Genomic DNA, 23,655 nt, shown 5'->3' with positions numbered 1-23,655 from the left:
GCCTAGGCTAAATCAACGAACTTGTTGCAAGTGCCCATAAAGTTTGGCGTACAAACCACCGTCAGCGATCAATTGCTGATGGTCACCGTCCTCGGCAATGTGACCGCCGTCGAACACCAATACTCGGTCAGCCTGCTTAACCGCCGACAGACGGTGGGCGATGATCAGTGTAGTACGGCCATTGAGGAACCGCGCCAGTGCCTGGTGCAGGTTGTACTCGGTGGCAGCGTCCAGGGCGGAAGTTGCCTCGTCGAGGATCACCACTTTCGGCTCGGCCAACACCATGCGCGCAATCGCCAGACGTTGGCGCTGCCCGCCGGAAAACCGCACGCCGGAACGCCCCACCACACTGTCCAGGCCCATCGGCAATGCCTTGACGGTAGCATCCAGCTGAGCGATTTCCAGTGCTTGCCAGCAGGCCTGGTCACTGCGTTCGCGCCCCATGGTCAGGTTGGCGCGCACGGTGTCATTGAACAGTGCCGGGTGCTGCAGCACCACGGCAACGTTTTCGCGAATGGTCTCCAGGCCGATTTCCTGCTGGGTGGCACCGCCAAAGCGAATAGTCCCGGCCTGGGGCGTGTAGAGCCCGAGCAACAATTGCACCAGGGTACTTTTGCCGCCGCCGCTGGCGCCGACGATCGCGACCTTTTCACCCGGCGCGATAGCCAGGTTCAACTGATCCAGCACCAAATCTTCGCCATAACCGAAATTGAGGCCGCGCACTTCGATGCCGACGGTCTCACGCCCCACGAAGGGATCTTCGCCCCCGGCGTACTGCGGCTCATCGGCACGCGCCAGCAGTTCGTTGATCCGCGTCAGCGCCCCACCCGCCGCGTAATAGGCGTATTGCAGGTTCAACAACTGCTCCACCGGACCGATCATGAACCACAGGTAGCTGAACACCGCGAGCATCTGGCCGATGGACAGGTCGGAGAACAGCACGGTGAGCATGGCGGCTGCGCGGAAAATGTCGATACCGAACTGAAACAGCAAACCACTGGCGCGGCTGGAGGCGTCGGTTTTCCACTGGGAATGGATAGCGTAGTCGCGCACTTCCTGGGCGCGTTGGCCCAGGCGTCCGAGAAAGAAGCCCTGGCGGTTGCCGGCGCGGACTTCCTGGATCGCGTCCAGGGTTTCAGTCAGGGCCTGGGTAAACCGTGAGGTGCTGTCGTTTTCCAGCTTCTTCAGGTGTTTGACGCGCTTGCCCAACTGCACCGTGGCGTAGATCACCAGCGGGTTGAACAACAGGATCAGCAGCGCCAGTTGCCAATGCATCCACACCAGGATCGCCGAGGTGCCCACCAGTGTGAGCATGGCCACCAGGAAGCGGCTGAGGGTTTCGCCGACGAATTTGTCCAGCGTGTCGAGGTCGGTGACCAGATGAGTCGTGACCGTGCCGCTGCCCAGGCTTTCGTACTCGCCCAGGGAAATGCGCTTGAGTCGCTCGATCAGGCGCACACGGATGCGGTACACAATGTCCTTGGCCAATCGCGCAAACAAGCGCGCCTGCACTACGTTGAACACCAACGCACCACAGCGCAGGAACAGGGTCACCAGCAGCATCAGGCCGATATAGCCAGCCGCCTTCTGCCAGCCCAGCGGCAATGCATGATTCATGACCTTGAGCGCAGCGTCGCCATGGCCCAGCAGGACTTCGTCCACCAGCAGCGGCAACAGCAACGGGATCGGCACGCTGCACAGGGTCGCCAGCACGGCGACGCCATTGGCGATCCACAGGGATTTCTTGTGACGCAGGGCCAGGCGGCGAATTTCCGCCCAGGTCAGGCGATCGGTGCGCTGGGCGGGTTCATGCACAGGTGGCTCGCTCCAGCCATCGGCCCAGTAGAGGCGATAGCTCGGACAGCGGCTGGTAACCGTTGGTCAGCAAGGCCAATTGACCATTGCGCTCGGCCAGCAGCGTCGGGAAACCAGCGATGCCCAAGTCCTGCACCCAGGTGAAATCGGCCGCCGTAGCCGCATGCTGCTCAGCGCGGTCAAACTCGCCAGCAAACTCGATACGCGGGATACCCGCTTGTTCCGCCAGTTCCACCAGCACGCTGGCGAGGGTCACGTCGCGGCCTTCCACATAGAACGCACGCTGGATCAGCCCCAGCAGCTTCCAGGCGCAGTCCGGCGCCAGGCTGCGGGCGGTGACAATGGCCCGGCACGCCGGCTCCGTGTCATACACAAAACCGTCGGGCAACGCGCCTTCGCGCTTGAACGGCTGGCCGGTGGCGTCGGTGACTGCCTGCCAATGTTCCAGGATATAGCGCCGAGTGGTCGGCTCCAGCGCCGCGCCGCTGCCGGTGCGCAAGCCGCCCACCACCAGGTGCACTTCCACGCCGGCCGCCTGGGCCTGCTCCACCAACGCCTCGGCCACCGGGGCAAACCCCCAGCACCAGGAACACATCGGGTCCATTACATAGAGCAGGCGCGCGGACATGGGTCAGGCCTCGGAAGGAGTTTGCTTGTAGTTGAAACCAATCGGGTGCGGCATGTTACGGGCCTTGGCCAGCTCGATCTGCTTCTGGCGGTCGATCGCGCTGCGACGGGTCTTCTCCGGCAGCTTATCCCAGCAATGCGGGCAACTGATGCCAGCCACATAGTGCTCGGAGGCACGGTCTTCGACACTGACCGGTGTGCGGCAAGCATGACATTGATCGTAGTCGCCTTCGCTCAGGTCGTGGCGCACGGTCACGCGATTATCGAAAACAAAGCAGTCGCCCTGCCATTTGGTTTCGGCCTGCGGCACCTCTTCGAGGTACTTCAGGATGCCGCCCTTGAGGTGGTAGACCTCATCGAAGCCTTCGCTGAGCATGTAGCTCGACGCCTTCTCGCAGCGAATACCGCCGGTGCAGAACATCGCGACCTTCTTGTGCTTGGCCGGGTCGAAGTTGGCTTTGATATAGTCGGGAAATTCGCGAAAACTGGTGGTTTTAGGGTCGATCGCGCCTTCAAAGGTGCCGATGGACACTTCGTAATCGTTACGGGTGTCGATCAACAGCACTTCCGGGTCGCTGATCAGCGCGTTCCAGTCCTGCGGGTCGACATAGGTGCCGACTTTCTTGTTCGGGTCGACGCCTTCGACGCCCAGGGTCACGATCTCTTTCTTGAGCTTGACCTTGGTGCGGTAGAACGGCTGGTCGTCGCAGTAGGATTCTTTGTGGTCGATGTCGACCATGCGCGGGTCGTTCTTCAACCAGGCCATCAGGCCGTCAATGCCTTCGCGGCTGCCGGAAACGGTGCCGTTGATGCCTTCTTCGGCGATCAGCAAAGTGCCTTTGATGCCGTTGTCGACCATCGCCTGCAGCAGTGGCTCGCGCAGGGCGACGTAGTCTTCGAGGGTGACGAACTTATACAGTGCCGCCACGACAATCGGTTGAGTCATGGGTGTTCTCTCCAGGTGGCTACCCTCGTAAAGGGTGAACCGGATGCAAAAAAAACGCGCCGGCTAAGCGGCGCGTTGCGGATTCTAACAAATGCCCGGTGTCAGAGACACCCGATCATCAGTCATGTCCGCCAGCGCAGGTCGGCGAGGCCGGGGCTGCGTCGATTTTCGCCCATTCCTCAGGCGTGTAGGTATGCAGCGCCAGCGCATGAAATTCGCTCATCAGGTCACCCAGGGTGGCGTAGACCATCTGGTGGCGCTTGACGCGGTTGAGCCCCTCGAACTGCGGACTGACCAGCACGGCCTTGAAGTGGGTCTGCAACCCACGGCTGTGCATATGGCTTTCGTCCAGCACGCTCAAGTGGTCGGTGCCCAGGGCGGCAAGCGCCGTTTCGATACGCTGTTGCATGGTCATTCCTGCTTACTTCTTCTTGGCCGGAGCGGCGGCTTTAGGCGTCAGCTCGTTGGTCATGTCTTCGAGCAGCTTGTTGACCACTGGCACGGCGCTTTCCAGCTTGGCTTGGGTCATCTGGGCCGATTGCTGGGTCAGCTGCGGCATTTTTTCCAGGACTTTCTTGCCCAATGGCGACTGGTAGAAGGCAACCAGGTCCTTGAGTTCGGATTCGCTGAAGTTGCTGGTGTAGAGCTTGACCATGTCCGGTTTCAGCTTCGGCCAGCCGATAGCCTGGTCCAGGGCGGCGTTGGCCTTGGCCTGGTAGCTGTCCAGTACGGACTGCTTGGCGGCAGGCGCCTTGGTCTGCTCGAAACGCTGGGCGAACATTTGCTGCACTTGCATGTACACCGGGGTACCCAGCTTGTCGGCATGGGCCAGGGTAAGGAAGGCTTCGGCACTGGCGTTGTGGCTGGCGGTATCGGCAAAGACTTGGCCGCTGGCGCAAACCAGAGCAACCGCGGTACAGATGGCACGAAGACGAGTCATCGAGTTTCCTTTTCTAGCAGGCGAGGTCGAACCCCAAGGGCGCCCATTCTGCGCCTAAAAAACCTTATGGCTCAACCCCAAGCCATGTAGGACAAGGATTCTCGAGGGATGAACCCGATGAAAAGTCTTTTAGGGAACCCCACCGGTCGATCAAGGCCTAAACTGCGCAAACAGACCTGAAGGAGTGTGCCCGATGAGCCGTATCGAAACCGACAGCCTGGGAGAAGTCCATGTCCCGGATGACGCTTACTGGGGCGCCCAGACCCAACGTTCGCTGGTGAACTTTGCCATTGGCGAACAGCGCATGCCGCTGGCGGTGTTGCACGCCCTGGCCCTGGTCAAGAAGGCCGCAGCACGGGTCAACGACCGGAATGGCGACTTGCCCGCCGACATCGCCCGCCTGATCGAACAAGCCGCCGACGAAGTGCTCGACGGGCAACATGACGACCAATTCCCCCTGGTGGTGTGGCAGACCGGCAGCGGCACCCAGAGCAACATGAACGCCAACGAAGTGATCGCCGGCCGCGCCAACGAACTGGCGGGCAACAAACGTGGCGGCAAGAACCCGGTGCACCCCAACGATCACGTCAACCGTTCCCAGAGTTCCAATGACTGCTTCCCCACCGCCATGAGCATCGCGGCGGTCCAGGCTGTGCATCAGCGTTTGCTGCCGGCGATTGCCACGCTTTCCGGCGGCCTGGCTGAACAAGCTGCCAAACATATGAAGCTGGTGAAGACCGGCCGCACCCACATGATGGATGCCACGCCGATTACCTTCGGCCAGGAACTCTCGGCGTTCATCGCCCAACTTGATTACGCTGAACGCGCCGTGCGCGCCGCCCTGCCCGCCGTGTGCGAGCTGGCCCAGGGTGGCACTGCGGTCGGCACCGGGCTGAATGCGCCCCACGGTTTTGGCGAGGCGATTGCCTCCGAGCTGGCTGCGTTGTCGGGGTTGCCGTTCGTCACCGCGCCAAACAAATTCGCCGCCCTTTCCGGCCACGAACCGTTGGTGACCCTGCACGGCGCGCTGAAAACCCTGGCCGTGGCCCTGATGAAAATCGCCAACGACCTGCGCCTGCTCGGCTCCGGCCCACGCACCGGGTTGGCCGAAGTGAGGCTGCCGGCCAACGAGCCCGGCAGTTCGATCATGCCGGGCAAGGTCAACCCGACGCAGTGCGAAGCACTGTCAATGCTGGCCTGCCAAGTGTTGGGCAACGACGTGACCATCGGCATCGCCGCCAGCCAAGGGCACTTGCAGTTGAATGTGTACAAGCCGGTGATCATCCACAACCTGCTGGAATCCATCCGCCTGCTGGCCGATGGCTGCAACAACTTCCAGGAACATTGCGTGGCCGGGCTTGAGCCTGACCCTGTGCAGATGGCCGAGCACCTGGAGCGCGGGCTGATGCTGGTGACCGCGCTCAACCCGCACATCGGCTACGACAAGTCGGCGGAAATCGCCAAGAAGGCCTACGCCGAAGGCTTGACCCTACGCGAGGCAGCACTGGACCTGGGCTACCTCACCGATGCGGAGTTCGACCAGTGGGTTCGCCCGCAGGACATGCTCGGTGCCTAGGAGGCCATGCGCAACCGTCGGGCCTTGAGCCCGGCGAGCAACGACGGCGCAAGCGCCACGGTCGCCGAGCCCAACACCACCACAAACGCCCCGGCATAGCCCAGGGCGTTGATCTCTTCGGCCTGCACATAGTCAGGCCACAGCCACGCCGCGAGGGCCACCGCCACGAAAGTCACCAGGGGTGTCAGCGCCAGGGTCGCACTGACCCGCGATGCTTCCCAGTGGGCCAACGCTTCGGCAAAGGCGCCATAGGCCACCAGGGTATTCATGCAGCACGCCAGCAACAGCCAGCCTTGCAGCGGGCTCAGGTCCAAGGCCTCAAGGGGATGCGCCCAAGGCGTGAGCAATAAGGCGCAGGTGAGGTAGATCACCATCATCACTTGCAGCGAATTCCACACCGTCAGCAGTTGCTTCTGGCCCAGGGCGTAGAACACCCAGATCGAAGTGGCCAACAAGATCGTCAGCACGCCGGCGGTATAGGCGCCAAGGGACGTCAGTAACTCCTCCAGGCGCTGGTTGAAGAACAGGCCAAAGCCTGCGATCAACACGAACAACCCGAGCACCTGCCCGCGACTGAACCGCTCCTTGAACACAAACACACTGGCGATCATCAAGAAGATCGGCCCCATCTGCACTACCAGCTGCGCGGTGCCGGGGCTGAGCATCTTCAGGCCCACCAGGTACAACACGTAGTTGCCCACCAGGCCGCACACCGCCATGCCCACCAGCCAACCGCCCTTGGGGCCCAATACCTTGCGGCTGGGCAAGCGTTTGGTCAGCGCCAGGTAGATAAACAGACAACTGCCGGCCACGATCAGGCGAAACCAGGTGACGGTGATCGGGTCCATCACCTGCAGCACTTGCTTGAGTTTGATCGGCAGAATGCCCCAGAGCAGCGCGGTCAGCAGGGTCAGGAGAAAACCGTAGACCCAGCGGCCGGAAGAGATGTGCATGAGTGCCCCAGAAGCCAGAGGAAGTGGAGCCGCATTCTAGGGGCACCCGACGCACTTTGTGTAGCGAAGATCAGCGCACCGCTTCGAACAACCCGGTGGCGCCCATGCCACCGCCCACGCACATGGTGACGATGCCGTAACGCAGATTGCGCCGCTGCAACTCACGTACCAGATGCCCCACCTGCCGCGAGCCGGTCATGCCGAATGGGTGGCCGATGGAGATCGAGCCGCCGTTGACGTTGTACTTGGCGTTATCGATTTCCAGGCGATTACGCGCATACAGACACTGGGACGCGAAGGCTTCGTTGAGTTCCCACAGGTCGATGTCCGCCACTTGCAAGCCCTTGGCCTTGAGCAACTTGGGCACCGAGAACACCGGGCCGATGCCCATCTCGTCCGGCTCGCACCCGGCTACCGTGAACCCACGGAAAAATGCCTTAGGCTTGAGCCCCAATTCCAGGGCTTTTTCCAGGCTCATCACCAGGGTCATCGAGGCGCCGTCGGACAGCTGCGACGAGTTACCCGCCGTCACCGAACCGTCCTCGGCAAACACTGGCTTCAGGCCTTGCAGGCTGGCCAGGGTGGTGTCCGGGCGGTTGCAGTCGTCACGGTCAACCACGCCTTCGAGCACCTGCACTTCACCGGTGTTCTTGACTTCAACCTTGTACTTGACCGCCATCGGCACGATTTCATCGTTGAACAAGCCGTCGGCCTGGGCCTGGGCCGTACGTTGCTGGCTTTGCAGGGCGTAGAGGTCCTGCTCTTCGCGGCTGACGCTGTAGCGACGCGCGACGATCTCGGCAGTCTGGCCCATGGGGAAGTAGATACCCGGCACCTGCTCTTTCAGCAGCGGGTTGATCAGGTTGTCGGTGTTGACGCTTTTCATCGTCAGGCTGATGGACTCGACGCCACCGGCAACGATGATGTCGCTGCAGCCCGACGCGATCTGGTTGGCCGCGATGGCAATCGCCTGCAAGCCCGACGAGCAGAAACGGTTGAGGGTCATCCCGGCCGTGCCGGTGCCCAGTTGCGACAACACTGCCACGTTGCGCCCGATGTTGTAGCCCTGTGCGCCCTCGTTGGAGCCGGCGCCGACGATGCAGTCCTCCACCGTCGCCGGGTCGATGCCATTGCGGGTCAGCAGCGCGTTGACGCAATGGGCCGCCATGTCATCCGGGCGGGTCTGGTTGAACTTGCCGCGAAAGGATTTGGCCAGGCCGGTTCGCACGCTGTCGACGATCACTACTTCACGCATGGGCTACCTCGATCTTGTGATTGTTGGGAGATGGATCGAGGATAGATCCAGCTTTCGTCAACCGCGACGATCATTCACCCTGTGGATAGCCCTACTTCTTCTTGCCTTTCTTGTCGTGCTTGTCGGATTTGTCGAACGCGTCCTCCAGCGCCCGGTTGATGGTGCGCAGCACCTTGACCCGGGCCCAACGCTTGTCGTTGGCTTCCACCAAGGTCCAGGGTGCGATTTCGGTGCTGGTGCGGTCGACCATATCGCCCACGGCGGCGCGGTAGTCGTCCCACTTGTCGCGGTTGCGCCAGTCGTCTTCAGTGATCTTGAAGCGTTTGAATGGGATTTCTTCGCGGGCCTGGAAACGCTCCAGTTGGGTCTGCTTATCGATGGCCAACCAGAACTTGACGACGATCACACCCGCATCACGCAGTTGCTCTTCAAAGTCGTTGATCTCGCCATAGGCGCGCATCCAGTCCGCCGGGGTGCAGAAGCCCTCGATGCGCTCCACCAGCACGCGGCCGTACCAGGAGCGGTCGAACACGGTGAACATGCCCCGCGCCGGGATCTTTTGCCAGAAACGCCATAGATACGGTTGAGCGCGTTCATCTTCACTCGGCGCGGCAATCGGCACGATGTGGTACTGCCGCGGATCCAGCGCCGCCGCCACCCGACGGATAGCCCCGCCCTTGCCCGCCGCGTCGTTACCCTCGAACACCGTGATCAGCGCGTGCTTGCGCATGCGTTTGTCGCGCATCAGCCCGGAGAAACGCGCCTGCTCGGTGATCAGTTGTTCTTCGTAATCGTCCTTGTCCAAACGTTGCGTCAGGTCGAGGCTGTCCAGCAGGCTCTTCTTGTCCACGGAGGCGATCAACGGCGCCGGGTTCATGCCGCTGGCCTTGCCCTTGGGCAGCTTCAGCGCATTTTGCAGGCCTTCGAGCAGCAGCTTGCCCACGGTAAGGCTGCGATAGTTGCTGTCCACCCCTTCGATCACATGCCACGGCGCATAGTCGCGGCTGGTGCGGCGCAACACGCGCTCGCCGAAATGCACGAACTTGTCGTAGGTCTCGGACTGCTGCCAGTCCAACGGGCTGATGCGCCAGCTGTGCAGCGGGTCGTCAGCCAGGGCCTTGAGCCTTGCCTTCATCTGCTTCTTGGAGAGGTGGAACCAGAATTTGAAGATCAACGCGCCTTCATCGCAGAGCATCTTTTCCAGGCGCTCGGCACCGGCAATGGCCTGGTCGAGTCTTGCGTCCTTGATCTGCCCGTGCACGCGGGCCTGCAGCATCTGGCTGTACCAATTACCGAAGAAAATCCCCATGCGGCCCTTGGCCGGCAGTTGCCGCCAGTAGCGCCAGGCCGGTGGCCGCGCCAGTTCTTCGTCGGTCTGCTGGTCGAAAGTGCGCACTTCGATCAGGCGCGGGTCCATCCATTCATTCAGCAGCTTGACGGTCTCGCCCTTGCCGGCGCCTTCGATGCCGTTGATCAGGATGATCACCGGGAAGCGCTTCTGCTGTTGCAGTTCGTACTGCACCTCTAGCAGGGCCTCACGCAGGGCCGGCACTTCGGCGTCGTAGGTGTCTTTGTCGATGGCGTGACCGATTTCGGCGGATTCGAACATGGGCAGCTCCGTTTCAAGATGGCTCAAGACTAGCGGATTGGGCAGCAACACGCGGGAGGAAATTCCATCGGCGCTTGCCGTGGGTCAATTCATTGCCGGTTGATCGGCTAGAATGGCCGCCTTGTGTTTACCGAGCCGCCCATGAACCCCATCACCCACGCCCAGCTCGACTGGGATGACCAAGGTCGCCCGCATTCGCGGGTGTTTGACGACGTGTACTTCTCCGATAAGTCGGGCCTGGAAGAAACCCGTTATGTGTTCCTCGAACAAAACCGACTGCAGGAGCGTTTTGCCGCCTTGCCGGTGGACGGGCGGTTGGTGATTGGCGAGACCGGTTTCGGCACCGGATTGAATTTTCTGTGCGCCTGGCAACTGTTCGAACAGCACGCGGTGGCGGGTGCGCGCCTGCATTTTGTCAGTGTGGAAAAGTACCCGCTGAGCCACGCCGACCTGCAACGCGCCCTCGCCCTCTGGCCAGAGCTGCAATCCTTTGCCGAACAACTGCTGGCGCAGTACATCGCGATCCATCAAGGCTTCCAACGCCTGGTACTGGATAACGGTCGCGTGACCCTGACCCTGTTGATCGGCGACGCCCTGGAGCAACTGCCACAACTGGACGCGCAGGTCGACGCGTGGTTCCTCGACGGTTTCGCCCCCGCGAAAAACCCGGATATGTGGACCGCCGAACTGTTCGCCGAACTGGCACGCCTGGCCGCGCCGGGTTCGACCATCAGCACCTTCACCAGTACCGGTTGGGTGCGACGGCTGATCAACGCCGCAGGCTTCAAGATGAAACGCACGCCGGGCATCGGCCACAAGTGGGAGATCCTGCGCGGCGAGTTCCTCGGTTGGCCCGCCGAAACACCTGCACCGGCCGCCGCCAAACCCTGGTTTGCGCGGCCACCGGCGATTGAAGGTGAGCGCCACGCCATGGTCATCGGTGGCGGCCTCGCCGGTTGCGCCACCGCGGCCAGCCTCGCCGCCCGGGGCTGGCGCGTCAGCCTCCTGGAGCGACATGCCGCACTGGCCCAGGAGGCTTCGGGCAACCCCCAGGGCGTACTCTATTTAAAGCTCTCGGCCCATGGAACGGCGTTATCGCAGTTGATCCTGAGCGGTTTCGGCCACACCCGGCGCCAGTTGGAACACCTGCATCGCGGGGTCGACTGGGATGGTTGCGGCGTGCTGCAACTGGCCTTCGATTCCAAGGAAGCCGAGCGCCAGGCAAAACTGGCCGAAGCCTTTGCGCCTGAGTTGCTGCACGTGTTGGATAAAGATCAGGCCCAGCAACGTGCCGGTATCCAACTGGAACAGGGCGGGTTGTTTTTCCCCGAGGGCGGTTGGGTGCATCCGCCGGCGTTGTGCCAATGGCAAACAGCGCACCCTATGATCAGCGTGCTTCCCCATCACCACGCGGTTGAGCTGCGGCACGTCGATAACCAGTGGCAAGCCCTCGACGGCAATCGGCTGTTGGCCAGCGCCCGCGTGGTGGTGCTGGCCGGCGCAGCCGACATCAAGCATTTTCCGGCGAGCAGCGAGCTGCCGCTCAAGCGCATCCGCGGGCAAATCACCCGATTGGCGCAAACCCCGGCGAGCGAAGCACTGGCGACCGTGGTCTGCGCCGAAGGCTATGTCGCCCCGGCCCGCTTGGGCGAACACACTCTCGGCGCCAGCTTTGACTTTAACAGCGACGACCTCACGCCCACCGCCGCTGAACACGCCGGCAACCTGGAGATGCTGCGGGACATCTCCGAAGACTTGCTGGTCCGCCTGGGCGCCGACCACCTCGACCCCGAGGGGCTGGAAGGCCGCGCCGCCTTCCGTTGCACCAGCCCCGACTACCTGCCCATTGTCGGGCCGCTGGCCGATCTCGCGCTGTTCAACCAAACCTATGCCGTGCTGAGCAAGGACGCCCGGCAAGTGCCGGACACGCCCTGCCCCTGGCTGCCAGGCCTGTACATCAACAGTGGCCACGGGTCGCGCGGACTGATCACCGCGCCGTTGTGCGGCGAATTGGTTGCTGCCTGGATTGATGCTGAACCGCTGCCGCTGCCGGCCAGCGTGGCCGAGGCGTGCCATCCGAATCGGTTTGCCTTGCGCGCGTTGATCCGGGCCAAGTCGACCGCATCTTGATCAACCCGCCGGCGCTTCACACACATGCTGGTCGTCACTGCGCAATGCGCCCTTGGTCAGCCGCTCGATCTCGACGGCTTCGGCCTGCTCCCTTTCCAGCCTGATCTGATTCATCAGGCGCTGGAATTCGGCGCTCGACAGCTCTTCACGTTGCTCATAGACCTCATCGGCGCGCAGGCTGAAGGGGGCGTTCAACGTGTCAAAACGGCTGGCAAAAGCGAGTTTCAGGTAGTGCTCCCAAAACGGCAGCTTGACGATATAGGCCAGTAACTGTGGCGATAATTCAGCACGCTTGAGTTCCAGCTCTGCTTGACTGAGCTTCACTTCGGTGACGCCTGCCAGGTCCGGGAACAACATGCCGCTTGGCTGGCCTGGCAAATAGACCTGACGTGCCAGGCCTGCACGGTAAGCCAGCTCCACTTCCAAGGGGTCGTAGGTCGGATTTTCGCTACTGTGGCGAGCCGCAATTTTGCGCAACTGGTCGAGGCGAAAAAGCCCCTTGGCAACTTTCAACCGGGATCGGGCAGCCAATGGCTCACTGGCGTTCTCGCGGGAAACCTCATCGATCTCCACCAGCACTTCCAGATCACTGAAGTTCATCGCGGTCGAATCGTCGCAATTGAACGGTGCACCGGCCCGCTCAAACACCTCTTTGCGCAGCGCTGCATGGGCAGCCGTGGCATTCAGTACCCGCCATACCCGCCGCTCCAAATCATCACGCACTTTGGTGGCATCCGCGGTATTGACCAACTCGGCGAGCAAATTAAACAGCTCCCCACTGTCTGGCTCATTCTTCAGTCCGGTCCATACCCGGTTCTTCTCGACATAGTCAGCGACACGCTCATCCGCCAACCAGTTCTCCCGCGCCCTCTGTTCGGTCAAACGGGGTATGTCGTCCTCAAGAAACCCCATGCCAACGCCCACGCGGTCAAGATAAACCTTCAGGGCCGCTGCGCTTTCACCCGACAACGCGTTTAGGCGCAGGTTGTAGGCCTGCCCAGCCCGGCGAGGCAGCAGAAACAGCCAATCGGGCAATGTGGTGATCAAATTGCCGCGCAAGTCCACAAGATCCAGATACTGCAGGCCCCCGACACCGACAGGAAACTCCTTGAGCCCGCAATCGCGCAACCGCAACCGGCGCAAATCATGCTGATGCGTCACATCGGGCGCATTGAGCAAAGGGTTATGGGCCAGGTTCAGGGTTTTGAGCCGACGTATCTCACCGAGTTTCTTGCGTGTGTGTTCGGTGAGTTGCAAGCGATTGCGCGGCAAATACAAATATGTCAGGTCAGGCATCAACGACAGGGCTTCGGGCAAGCGCGTGATTTGGTTGTGCGACAGATCAAGGGTGTGCAGATTGTTGAAGTGCTTGAGAAAATACGCCACCTCATCGTTCAAGCCCATGTTACGCAGAGACAACTGTTTGACCTTTTCGAAGCGTATCTGGGCGGGCAAAGTCGGCAGTTTTCCCACGGCCATCTCGTCCAACGCCAGGCTGGGGACACTGCGCTGCTCTGGGTCCCTGAGCATAGTCAGCCCGCGCCAGCTGCATTCGATGGCCTCCCGGACCTGGGAACGGCTGAGGCGATAATCCCAATAAGGGATGACCTCAGGCACATAGTCCGTACGGTCACTGACCCAGCGTTTCAGCGCCTGCTGAAGTGCCTTGAACTCCTGTTCAAGCGCCTTGACCGCCTTGGCACGGCTCAAGTGGTCGGCGCCCGCGTCCTGCAGAAAATGTAAGACTTGCGCGCCATCCATCGCCGGGTAGAGCTTTCTGACTTTGCGCACCAACGCCATTGAAAAATCCGCAAGTACCGGTGCGGCCAGTTCCCGCACCTGCGCGGGTGCGCAAGCCGGCAGTTGCTCCTCTACGGTCGGACGCTGCGTTCGCAAGTAGCGCCGCATACGCGGACGTTCGTCCTGACTCTTAAAGCGTAACTGGCTGCGCAGGCGGTCCACTGCTTGATCGCCCTCCATGCCCATCCGCTTCCTTTGCGCAGTCGACAGGCAATCCACCACCGCCCGAAGCAATCCATCAGGGCCGCTGACACGGGTATTCACATCCTTGCCTTGCTCATCGAAGGCCTGAAAACCCTGTTCATCTCGAACGATGGTGCGTTGCACCGAAGCGCCAGAAGTCCCAACCTGCTCAAGGACATCCCCGGTCACGCCACCTTCACGTAGTTGTATACATATATCCTGCGGCCAATGCGCCAGCCCCCCGAGCAAGCCGAAGATCACGCGTCGCGTTCCGCTACCGGCCAGGGGCGGCCAGGACAAACCCATCAGGGCGTCGTCTTCGTCCATCTGCTCAATCGCTTCGCGACAGCGCTCTTCTAATGTCAACGACACACGATTGTCCTTGCGCAAATAGCGGCGATCCAAGGTGCGCGCTTCGGACAGTTGCTCCCACGCAAATCGGCGCGGCAAGCCCGGAAAGCGCGCGCACAGCGGCGCCAGGTCACCGGTGGCGACGCCGTTATAATCGTCATACAACCGCTCATAAAGGACGCGATGCTGTGCATTCACAGCCTCCAGCAAACGACGCTTGAGCAGCGGCTGGGCGTCCTCTAGCGGTACGCTGGCGCCAAGCAACGTGCTGCGTTCTTCCTCGCCCAAGGCTTGCAGCAACGTCTCCATCACTTGGCCATCCTTGAGTTGCTGCTCGGTGATATGAATGCTCAGGTCTTCATAGTTGAGGGGAGACAGATCCGGGTAGCTCTCAAGGAGGTTGCCGTCAGCGTCCAATAGCTCGAAAAAGCGCCCTTTGGGCCAACTGGGTATCAGCGGCAAGGCGAGCATCTGGCTGCGGGCGGTGGCGGGTGTGAGAGCCTGCTCGGGCTCCAGCGCCTGGATCAGGTCAAGCATTTTGCGGTGCTGGCGAAACCGCGCCACCCCGTCCTGGAAGCGTTCCGGCAGGGCTGTGTGCGCCTGAGCCAGCTGGCGCAACATAGGCAGGTCCATTTGATTAATGGCAGCGATACTTCGTAGGTCGTCCGACGGCACCTCGGCCAGGCCAGGGTCAATGCGATGGAGAATGTTCAACGGCTCAGCCCATTCCCGCGGATGCTCATAATCATGTTGCCAGCCACCCTGGAAATTATGTTGCAACGGCGGCCGATACGCGGTCGGCCGTTGAGGGTGGATGATTCGCCATCGCCCGAGGTTGGCGTCAAAAGCAATGGCATACGGCTCGCCCGCCAGTTGGATATAGAGGCTTTCGTTGGCCAGGTACACTCCCTGCGAATTACGCGTCACCGAATCGGTCATCTCCATCGCTTGGCGATAGGCCGCCAGCCGTGGCCGCCACAACCTTGGTTGGGAATCACGTAGCTTGACGGCCTCGACTTTGTCGAAAAACTCTGCCGACGAGGCCAACTTGCGCTTGAGCGACCCCACCACGCGCCCGCCTGCCGCGAACAGCACCATGGCGGCAAGGTTTTCCGCCACATTGACCAGATGCTTGAGCGCCTCGGCGTTGTCGCCATGCCTCCAGTCCTCGACCCCGTCGAACACCTCCCCCAGCAGTTGACCGATGGCAACACCCATCATCAGTTGCCCGAGTACCGGCACCACGAAGGCTGCAACATTGAGGACATCCAGCCCGAAGTTGAGGTAATCCCACAGGCGCTGTTGCCGCGCGTCTTCATCCACTTGAGCCTTGGGCACGGCCAATACCCGCGCATCCAACTGGACTTTGCCGACGCAGGCGCGGAAGAAAAAATCGCTGAAATTGTCGTTTACCGGTATTGCTTGCAGCGAACCCAGCGCACCACCGGCTTGAAAGTGGTTGAGAAAGTCCACGCGCTCGGATTCATCCAGATAGCGTACGAACGCCTGCCGGTAGGACGCCACTTGCAACTTGAACGTGAGGTAGCGCTTGAAGTCCGCCAGGGTCGGGTATTCGTACCAGGGACGCAGCGGTTCGTCGGGCATGTAGACGATCAGGCTATCCTCGGCCAGCTCACCGGCCTGCGCCTCAGAAAACACCAACACACTCCACAGGCAGGCCTTGTCCAGGTTAAGGCCCTGCCAGATCAGGCGTTTCTGGGTGAACTCCGAATCGGCATGCCGGGCGGCTGGCAAGTCGGCCTTGATCAACTTGAGCAGACGAGCATGGGTGGCCTGGCTGATAGCTTGCCTGGCCAGGGCAAGGTGCAGGTCTGTCAGCATATCGGCGCGCTTGCCCCGCCCCACATCCAGTGCGGCAAGGTTGTAGCTCAGGGGCAGCGCCGATTCGCCTGGGGCAGGCAGGCTGAAGATGTCGCGTAAATGCGCCTGGTAGGCGTTGCCCAGATCCAGATCACGGCAATAGCCCACGAATTGATGCGCAGTGAGACCCGACACAACGCTGTCGTCAGCTCCCCGGCGAATCAGGGACTTTTTAGGCAAGCCGTCGGGTTCGGCCTCGGCTTCGGAAAAATTCTGCATGGCCGCCTGCACCAGGCTGTGTTTTTCCAGAGTGGTCGAAAAAATCGGAATACCGCTCACGTTAGGCGCAATTTCGAACGGTTCGCTCCTGGGGCGCTCCAGATAGTCCTGGCGAACATTCAGCCCCGCATGCCCTTTTGCCGACCAGATATTCCTGCAGTTTTGCCGTGCAGAACTCATGCAACGGCTGCAGCCGGCCAAGGCGCTGCTCAAGGCGTTGGCGCGGGGCCTCACTGTCGAGGTAGGCCTGCTCGACGGCCGCCAGGCTGCCCGGCGGCGCGTCGAGCATCCAGTGCGGCAACGTCTGGTGCAACACCTGTACCTTATCCAGATCGCCGGTCATATCGAGTAAGGCGGCGTCCAGCTCATCGCGCGTTACGGGGGCAACCTCTTCATATAAACCCTGTGTTTCAGTCATTCCAACCCTCCCTGATGCAATCAATGATGGCTGGAGACGATAAACCCGCGGCCCGTGGAAAAAGGTTCAAAAACCGCAGCATTCAAGGGCTGAAACGCCGCAGATTTTGCGGCGAAACCGGCTTCTTGTACCACCACTGGCACGCAGCCCGCGCACGGCCGACAGAGTCCACGCCGAGATTGCGGCTATTTGCCTTATAACTTATCGGTCTAAAACTCCACGAATAGCCCCGTGTCAGTTTCTGGGTACGCGCCCTTCAGGGCGTATTGAGTGTTTCCCCTCCCCAACGGAAAAACCGGTAAGGAATTTATGTGCGGATTAGCTGGAGAATTACGTTTCGATGCCCAACCTGCCGACCTGGCAGCCATTGAGCGCATCACCCATCACCTGGCTCCCCGTGGCCCAGACGCCTGGGGTTTCCATGCCCAAGGGCCGATTGCACTCGGCCACCGGCGCCTGAAAATCATGGACCTGTCGGACGGCTCAGCCCAACCGATGGTCGATTCGCAGCTTGGCCTGTCATTGGCCTTCAACGGCGCGATCTATAACTTCCCGGAACTGCGAGAAGAGCTGGAAGCCCTGGGCTACGCCTTCTATTCCGGAGGCGACACCGAAGTGCTGCTCAAGGGCTACCACGCCTGGGGCGAGGCACTGCTGCCCAAGCTCAATGGCATGTTCGCGTTTGCCATCTGGGAGCGCGATGCTCAGCGCCTGTTTATCGCCCGTGACCGGCTTGGCGTGAAGCCGTTGTATCTGTCGCGCACCGGTCAGCGTTTGCGCTTCGCCTCGGCCTTGCCGGCACTGCTCAAGGGCGGTGATATCAACCCGATCCTCGATCCGGTGGCGCTTAACCATTACCTGAACTTCCACGCGGTGGTGCCTGCGCCGCGCACCTTGCTGGCCGGCATCGGAAAAATGCCGCCCGCCAGTTGGATGCGCATCGACGCCAGCGGCAAGACCGAGCAGAAAGTGTGGTGGACCCTGCCCTACGGCCCACACGACGACGAAAAAAACCTGACCCTGGAAGACTGGACCGATCGCGTGCTCGACAGCACCCGCGAAGCCGTGGCCATTCGCCAACGTGCCGCCGTGGATGTTGGCGTGCTGCTGTCCGGTGGTGTCGATTCGAGCATGCTCGTGGGCCTGCTGCGCGAAGTCGGTGTACAAGACCTGTCGACGTTTTCCATCGGCTTTGAAGACGCCGGCGGCGAAGCGGGCAACGAGTTCCAATACTCCGACCTGATCGCCAAGCATTACGGCACCCGTCACCACCAGTTGCGCATCGCCGAAAGCGAGATCATCGAGCAACTGCCCGCCGCCTTCCGTGCCATGAGCGAGCCGATGGTCAGCCACGACTGCATCGCCTTCTACCTGCTGTCGCGGGAAGTGGCCAAGCATTGCAAGGTGGTGCAGAGCGGCCAGGGCGCAGATGAGCTGTTCGCCGGGTACCACTGGTACCCGCAGGTGGACGGCGCCAGCGATCCGCACGCGGCCTATCGCGATGCGTTTTTCGACCGCAGCTACGACGATTACGCGGCGACTGTCGCGCCAAAATGGCTGACCGCCAATGACGCCGCCGGTGACTTCGTGCGCGAGCATTTCGCCATGCCCGGCGCCGACGCTGCGGTGGACAAAGCCCTGCGGCTGGACAGCACGGTGATGCTGGTGGACGACCCGGTCAAACGCGTCGACAACATGACCATGGCCTGGGGCCTGGAAGCGCGCACGCCGTTTCTCGATTACCGCCTGGTGGAACTCTCCGCGCGGGTGCCGGGTAAGTTCAAGCTGCCCGATGGCGGCAAACAGGTATTGAAAGAAGCCGCGCGCCGCGTGATCCCAAGCGAAGTCATCGACCGCAAAAAAGGCTACTTCCCGGTACCTGGCCTCAAGCATTTGCAGGGCGACACTCTGAACTGGGTGCGTGAACTGCTGCTCGACCCGAGCCAGGATCGCGGCCTGTTCAACCCCGCGATGCTTGACCGTTTGCTCACCGACCCGCAAGGCCAATTGACTCCGCTGCGCGGCTCCAAGCTGTGGCAACTGGCGGCGCTGAACCTGTGGCTCAGCGAACAAGGAATCTGATTGATGAAACCCCATGCAGCGGCTTACAGCCAACGTTTGCTGAAGGGCCAGGCACCGTCATACGAGCGTCTGCAAGCCCGGCTGGCGGAAGATGGCAGCCCATTGGCGGCCGAACCGATTGCCGTGCATTGCGGTTGGGGCCGGTTGTTGATCGGTCATACCTTTCCAGACCCTGCCAGCCTCGCCCAGGAGTTGCTCAACGAGCAGGCGGGCGAGCGGGATATCGCGCTTTACGTCGCGGCGCCCCAGCAGATCCTGGGGATCGACCCGCAGCAATTGTTCCTCGACCCTTCCGACACCCTGCGCCTGTGGTTCACCGACTACCGCCCCGCCACTCGCGTGTTCCGCGGCTTTCGCATTCGCCGGGTGCAGACCGAGGCGGATTGGTTGGCGGTGAACCAGTTGTATCAGGGACGGGGCATGTTGCCGGTCGACGCAGAACGCCTCACGCCGCGCCATCAAGGTGGCCCGGTGTATTGGTTGGCGGAAGACGAAGACAGCGGCGCGGTGATCGGCAGCGTCATGGGTCTGAATCACCAAAAAGCCTTTCACGACCCGGAAAACGGTTGCAGCCTGTGGTGCCTGGCGGTCGACCCGCAATGCACGCGCCCCGGCGTGGGCGAAGTATTAGTGCGCCATTTGGTCGAGCACTTCATGAGCCGAGGCTTGAGCTACTTGGACCTGTCAGTGCTGCACGACAACCGTCAGGCCAAGAACCTCTACGCCAAGCTTGGCTTTCGCGCGCTGACCACCTTTGCGATCAAGCGCAAGAACGGCATCAACCAGCCGCTGTTTCTCGGCCCGGGCCCGCAGGCGGGGTTCAATCCCTATGCGCGGATCATTGTCGAAGAGGCGCATCGTCGTGGTATCGACGTGCAGGTGGATGATGCGGATGCCGGGTTGTTCACCCTGAGCCATGGCGGGCGTCGTGTGCGTTGCCGTGAGTCCTTGAGCGACCTGACCAGCGCCATCAGCATGACCCTGTGCCAGGACAAAAGCCTGACTCACAAAGTGCTGAAAGCGGCCGGTTTGAAACTGCCTTCACAGCAACTCGCGGGCAGCGCGGATGACAACCTGGAGTTCCTCGACGAACACCAGCGCATCGTCGTCAAGCCGCTGGACGGTGAGCAAGGCCAAGGCGTGGCAGTGGACCTGCAGAGCATCGAAGAGGTGCAGCAGGCCATCGAAGCGGCGCGGCAGTTCGACAGCCGTGTGCTATTGGAGAGCTTTCACGAAGGGTTGGACCTGCGCATCCTGGTGATCGGTTTCGAGGTGGTCGCCGCTGCGATTCGTCGTCCTGCCGAGGTGACCGGTGACGGCCACCATTCCATCGGCGCGCTGATCGAAGCCCAAAGCCGGCGCCGCCAGGCCGCCACCGACGGCGAAAGCAAAATCCCGCTGGATGCCGAAACTGAACGCACCTTGAAAGCCGTCGGCGTCGACTACAGCAGCATCCTGCCCCGTGGCCAGACCCTGGCCGTGCGCCGCACCGCCAACCTGCACACCGGCGGGTGCCTGGAAGATGTCACCGGCATCCTCCACCCGACGCTGGTGGACGCCGCCGTGCGCGCCGCCCGCGCCCTGGACATCCCAATGGTGGGTCTGGACCTGATGGTGCCCGCCGCCGATCAACCCGAATACGTGTTTATCGAAGCCAACGAACGGGCCGGCCTGGCCAATCATGAACCGCAGCCTACCGCGGAGAAATTTGTGGATTTGCTGTTTCCCCATAGCTGAACGATCCGAACCCCAGGAGTCTTTATGAGCCGAAACATCCCCGAACCGGATCTGAATTACCTGCAAAAAGTCCTGCTGGAAATGCTCGCCATTCCCAGCCCCACCGGGTTTACCGACACCATCGTGCGCTACGTGGCCGAGCGCCTCGAAGAGTTGGGCATACCATTTGAAATGACCCGGCGCGGCACCATCCGCGCGACCTTGAAAGGCCAAAAAAACAGCCCCGACCGCGCCGTGTCCGCGCACCTGGACACCATCGGCGCCGCCGTGCGTGCGATCAAGGACAACGGCCGCCTGAGCCTGGCGCCGGTGGGCTGCTGGTCGAGCCGCTTTGCCGAAGGCAGCCGCGTCAGCCTGTTTACCGACAATGGCGTGATCCGCGGCAGCGTGTTGCCGCTGATGGCCTCCGGGCATGCCTTCAACACCGCCGTGGATGAAATGCCGGTGAGCTGGGACCACGTGGAGTTGCGCCTCGACGCCTACTGCGCGACCCGTGCCGATTGCGATTCCTTGGGGATTGGCATCGGTGACTACGTGGCCTTCGACCCGCTGCCCGAGTTCACTGAGAGCGGGCATATCAGTGCCCGCCACCTGGATGACAAAGCCGGTGTCGCCGCCCTGCTCGCGGCGCTCAAGGCCATTGTCGACAGTGGCGAGCCTTTGCTGATCGACTGCCACCCGCTGTTCACCATCACCGAAGAAACCGGCAGCGGTGCCGCCGCCGCCCTGCCTTGGGACGTCAGTGAATTTGTCGGCATCGATATCGCCCCGGTCGCCCCCGGCCAGCACTCCAGCGAGCACGCGGTGAGCGTGGCGATGCAGGATTCCGGCGGGCCGTATGACTATCACCTGTCGCGGCATCTGCTGCGCCTGGCGTCTGACAACGAATTGCCAGTGCGTCGCGACCTGTTCCGCTATTACTTCAGTGATGCGCACTCGGCCGTCACCGCCGGCCACGATATCCGCACCGCCTTGCTGGCGTTCGGTTGTGATGCGACCCACGGCTACGAGCGCACCCATATCGACAGCCTCGCGGCGTTGAGTCGTCTATTGGGCGCTTACATCCTCAGCCCGCCGGTGTTCGCCAGCGATGCACAGCCGGCCCAGGGCTCCCTGGATAGGTTCAGCCATCAGATCGAGCACGAGACGCAGATGGAGAGCGACACCCGCGTGCCGTCGGTGGACAGCCTGGTAGGCAACAAGTCCTGAGGCTGGCAACTATGATCCCGGCGCAGTAGCATCGCCGGGATCCATCACCCGAGGCCTGTATGCTGATTCCCTACGACGCACTTGAAGTCGACACCCTGACCCGCCTCATCGAAGACTTTGTCACCCGTGACGGCACCGACAATGGCGACGACACGCCCCTGGAAACCCGTGTGCTGCGGGTGCGCCAGGCCTTGACCAAGGGCCAGGCACTGATCGTGTTCGACCCGGAAAGCGAGCAGTGCCAGTTGATGCTCAAGCACGATGTGCCCAAGCATCTGTTCGACTGAGCGGGTTTTCAGGGGTTGGGCACAGGCACCGGATGGGTTCCGGCGGCTTGGCGTTCGAGAATCTTCTGGTACACATCTGCGCGGTGAACATGCACCCCGAGCGGCGCTTCAACGCCGAACTTCACCTGGTTACCGTTCAACTCAAGGATGTGCACGGCGATGCCATCGCCAATGGAGATGACTTCGCCTACAGCGCGGCTTAAGACCAGCATGGCGGTTGTCCTTTTAACAGTGAAAGGACCTTGACCATGCCCGCAGGGGTGGACCACAGCAATGGCTTGCGGCGAAAACAGGCACCACCTACAAACGTAGGTAAATTGCCTGACAGACTGCTACCTGACTAGCCCTTGGCCGCCTGCGCTTTAGCGCGCATTTTGTCAGCCATGGTGGTCATCTCGTCATAGAGCAGCTGCGGGTTCTTCTGCTTCAACGCCCACGCCATCCGCCCTTGTTCATGGGGCAGGATCATGAACTCGCCTTCTGCCACGCGCTGGTAGATGTAGTCGGCAATGTCCGCCGCAGAAATCGGCGAGCTCTCAAGCAACTTGCCTACCTGGGCCTTCATCGCCGGGGTCGGCCCACGGAACGAATCCAACAGGTTGGTCTGGAAGAATGACGGGCATACCACGTGCACGCCGACTTCCTGGTGCTTGAGTTCCACCAGCAGGCTTTCCGACAGCGCCACCACACCGGCCTTGGCCACGTTGTAATTGCTCATCGCCGGGCCCTGCATCAACGCCGCCATGGACGCGATGTTGATAATGCGGCCCTTGCTCTTTTCCAGCAGCGGCAGAAACGCTTTGCAGCCCTTGACCACGCCCATCAGGTTGATTGCGATCTGCCAGTCCCAATCTTCCAGGGACAGTTCGGCAAAAAACCCACCGGAGGCAACACCGGCATTGTTGACGATCACATCGATGCCACCCAGTTTCACCTCGCAAGCCTGGGCAAACGCGGTGAGCTGGCTGTAGTCGCGCACGTCGCAACGCTGGATAAACCCGTCGCCACCGGCCTCGCGTACTAGCTTGAGGGTTTCCTGCAAGCCGGGTTCACTGACGTCCGACAAGGCCAACTGCCACCCTTCACGGGCCCAACGCAAAGCGATTTCGCGGCCCAGGCCCGACCCGGCGCCAGTGATCATCATGCGATTTTGCATAGGAAGTAGCCTTGTGGTTCACGGAAGAAGTGACCGGCAGTGTAGCGAAGGTCTTTCCTGCCCCCATCCACCATCAGATTGCTGAATGCCCCTGGCAAACCGTCAGCCGGGTCGGAGGTTCGCGTATAGCCTAAGTTCAATATTTTTCAACTAACAACGTATATTTGCGAACGCATTAAAAGAAATAAGCAAGTGTGCGAAATGCTTTAAAAAAATACTGAATTTTCCGCAGCGGGCAACAGTCGGAGTTGTTAAGGCGTTCGTGAATCAACTAGCGGGCCTATCGTTAATAACCGGTCTTTGCAGAAGGCCAATAAGGAAAAAAACCATGAGCCTCATTCTGATCATTATCCTGATCCTCCTGCTGGTCGGTGGTCTGCCAGTATTCCCTCACTCACGTAACTGGGGTTATGGCCCGTCGGGTATTCTGGGTGTTGTGCTGGTCGTCCTGCTGGTGCTGTTGTTGCTCGGCCGGATATAA

19 protein-coding genes are annotated in these 23,655 nt (G+C 61.3%); 8 read left to right on the top strand and 11 right to left on the bottom strand.

What is annotated here, in order from left to right; genetic code table 11:
- Positions 1 to 12 precede the first annotated feature (12 nt).
- The 5 genes from H096_RS19395 to H096_RS19375 all read right to left on the bottom strand — a co-directional run bounded on the left by H096_RS19395 (position 13) and on the right by H096_RS19375 (position 4,328).
- On the bottom strand, positions 13 to 1,815 hold the full coding sequence (locus H096_RS19395; RefSeq protein WP_033900940.1) for an ABC transporter ATP-binding protein: 1,803 nt from the start codon (positions 1,813 to 1,815) through the stop codon (positions 13 to 15).
- Positions 1,808 to 2,410, bottom strand: coding sequence for a DsbA family protein (locus H096_RS19390; RefSeq protein WP_191983017.1), 603 nt, complete (start codon positions 2,408 to 2,410; stop codon positions 1,808 to 1,810). The genes H096_RS19395 and H096_RS19390 overlap by 8 nt, the downstream gene beginning before the upstream one ends.
- Positions 2,411 to 2,446: 36 nt before the next feature.
- The gene (locus tag H096_RS19385; protein WP_033900937.1) at positions 2,447 to 3,388 is read right to left on the bottom strand and encodes a rhodanese-related sulfurtransferase; all 942 of its coding nucleotides are present in this window, start codon (positions 3,386 to 3,388) and stop codon (positions 2,447 to 2,449) included.
- A 118-nt stretch (positions 3,389 to 3,506) separates the two neighbouring features.
- Positions 3,507 to 3,803 (bottom strand): BolA family protein, encoded by a 297-nt coding sequence (locus tag H096_RS19380; protein ID WP_033900929.1) that lies wholly within the window; start codon positions 3,801 to 3,803, stop codon positions 3,507 to 3,509.
- 6 nt (positions 3,804 to 3,809) lie between these two features.
- On the bottom strand, positions 3,810 to 4,328 hold the full coding sequence (locus H096_RS19375; RefSeq protein ID WP_010567461.1) for a DUF2059 domain-containing protein: 519 nt from the start codon (positions 4,326 to 4,328) through the stop codon (positions 3,810 to 3,812).
- Positions 4,329 to 4,521: 193 nt separating this feature from the next.
- Between H096_RS19375 and H096_RS19370 the strand changes: the two genes are divergently transcribed.
- On the top strand, positions 4,522 to 5,904 hold the full coding sequence (locus H096_RS19370) for a class II fumarate hydratase (protein WP_033900918.1): 1,383 nt from the start codon (positions 4,522 to 4,524) through the stop codon (positions 5,902 to 5,904).
- On the opposite strand, the gene H096_RS19365 is transcribed toward H096_RS19370, so the two are convergent.
- From H096_RS19365 to pap, 3 genes are all read right to left on the bottom strand, one after another.
- A complete protein-coding gene (locus tag H096_RS19365) occupies positions 5,901 to 6,857 on the bottom strand; it encodes a DMT family transporter (RefSeq protein ID WP_033900910.1) in 957 nt (318 codons plus the stop codon). The genes H096_RS19370 and H096_RS19365 overlap by 4 nt on opposite strands.
- 70 nt (positions 6,858 to 6,927) lie before the next feature.
- Positions 6,928 to 8,112, bottom strand: a complete 1,185-nt coding sequence (locus H096_RS19360) for a thiolase family protein (RefSeq protein ID WP_033900908.1) — start codon at positions 8,110 to 8,112, stop codon at positions 6,928 to 6,930.
- A 91-nt stretch (positions 8,113 to 8,203) separates the two neighbouring features.
- Entirely contained in the window at positions 8,204 to 9,721 is a 1,518-nt protein-coding gene (pap, locus tag H096_RS19355; RefSeq protein ID WP_033900906.1) for a polyphosphate:AMP phosphotransferase, read from the bottom strand.
- A gap of 141 nt (positions 9,722 to 9,862) precedes the next feature.
- Here pap and mnmC point away from each other — a divergent pair, with 141 nt between their 5' ends.
- A complete protein-coding gene (gene mnmC / locus H096_RS19350; RefSeq protein ID WP_033900905.1) occupies positions 9,863 to 11,851 on the top strand; it encodes a bifunctional tRNA (5-methylaminomethyl-2-thiouridine)(34)-methyltransferase MnmD/FAD-dependent 5-carboxymethylaminomethyl-2-thiouridine(34) oxidoreductase MnmC in 1,989 nt (662 codons plus the stop codon).
- On the opposite strand, the gene H096_RS19345 is transcribed toward mnmC, so the two are convergent.
- The gene (locus tag H096_RS19345) at positions 11,852 to 16,465 is read right to left on the bottom strand and encodes an NEL-type E3 ubiquitin ligase domain-containing protein (protein WP_082461665.1); all 4,614 of its coding nucleotides are present in this window, start codon (positions 16,463 to 16,465) and stop codon (positions 11,852 to 11,854) included. It abuts the gene before it with no gap.
- On the opposite strand from H096_RS19345, the gene H096_RS33985 reads away from it, so the two are divergent.
- The 5 genes from H096_RS33985 to H096_RS19320 all read left to right on the top strand — a co-directional run bounded on the left by H096_RS33985 (position 16,464) and on the right by H096_RS19320 (position 22,018).
- Complete coding sequence (locus tag H096_RS33985; RefSeq protein ID WP_156717501.1) at positions 16,464 to 16,637, top strand: hypothetical protein; 174 nt, start codon at positions 16,464 to 16,466, stop codon at positions 16,635 to 16,637. The two genes, H096_RS19345 and H096_RS33985, sit on opposite strands and share 2 nt — an antisense overlap.
- A gap of 375 nt (positions 16,638 to 17,012) precedes the next feature.
- Positions 17,013 to 18,785: an N-acetylglutaminylglutamine amidotransferase gene (locus H096_RS19335; RefSeq protein ID WP_033900903.1), complete on the top strand. Its 1,773-nt coding sequence runs from the start codon at positions 17,013 to 17,015 to the stop codon at positions 18,783 to 18,785.
- Between the two features lie 3 nt (positions 18,786 to 18,788).
- The gene (ngg, locus tag H096_RS19330) at positions 18,789 to 20,522 is read left to right on the top strand and encodes an N-acetylglutaminylglutamine synthetase (protein WP_033900902.1); all 1,734 of its coding nucleotides are present in this window, start codon (positions 18,789 to 18,791) and stop codon (positions 20,520 to 20,522) included.
- Between the two features lie 24 nt (positions 20,523 to 20,546).
- Positions 20,547 to 21,731 carry an osmoprotectant NAGGN system M42 family peptidase gene (locus H096_RS19325; protein ID WP_033900901.1) on the top strand — a complete coding sequence of 395 codons (1,185 nt, stop codon included), beginning with the start codon at positions 20,547 to 20,549 and terminating at the stop codon, positions 21,729 to 21,731.
- Between the two features lie 59 nt (positions 21,732 to 21,790).
- Positions 21,791 to 22,018 (top strand): YheU family protein, encoded by a 228-nt coding sequence (locus tag H096_RS19320; RefSeq protein WP_003192759.1) that lies wholly within the window; start codon positions 21,791 to 21,793, stop codon positions 22,016 to 22,018.
- Between the two features lie 8 nt (positions 22,019 to 22,026).
- On the opposite strand, the gene csrA is transcribed toward H096_RS19320, so the two are convergent.
- The gene (gene csrA, locus H096_RS19315; protein WP_033900900.1) at positions 22,027 to 22,230 is read right to left on the bottom strand and encodes a carbon storage regulator CsrA; all 204 of its coding nucleotides are present in this window, start codon (positions 22,228 to 22,230) and stop codon (positions 22,027 to 22,029) included.
- 128 nt (positions 22,231 to 22,358) lie between these two features.
- A complete protein-coding gene (locus tag H096_RS19310; RefSeq protein WP_033900899.1) occupies positions 22,359 to 23,174 on the bottom strand; it encodes an SDR family oxidoreductase in 816 nt (271 codons plus the stop codon).
- A gap of 328 nt (positions 23,175 to 23,502) precedes the next feature.
- Between H096_RS19310 and H096_RS33405 the strand changes: the two genes are divergently transcribed.
- Positions 23,503 to 23,655: a DUF3309 family protein gene (locus H096_RS33405; protein ID WP_015885095.1), complete on the top strand. Its 153-nt coding sequence runs from the start codon at positions 23,503 to 23,505 to the stop codon at positions 23,653 to 23,655.

It is taken from the genome of Pseudomonas sp. FH1, assembly GCF_000510895.2.
Lineage (GTDB): Bacteria > Pseudomonadota > Gammaproteobacteria > Pseudomonadales > Pseudomonadaceae > Aquipseudomonas > Aquipseudomonas azotoformans_A.
This window is presented reverse-complemented; position numbering and strand designations above follow the sequence as displayed.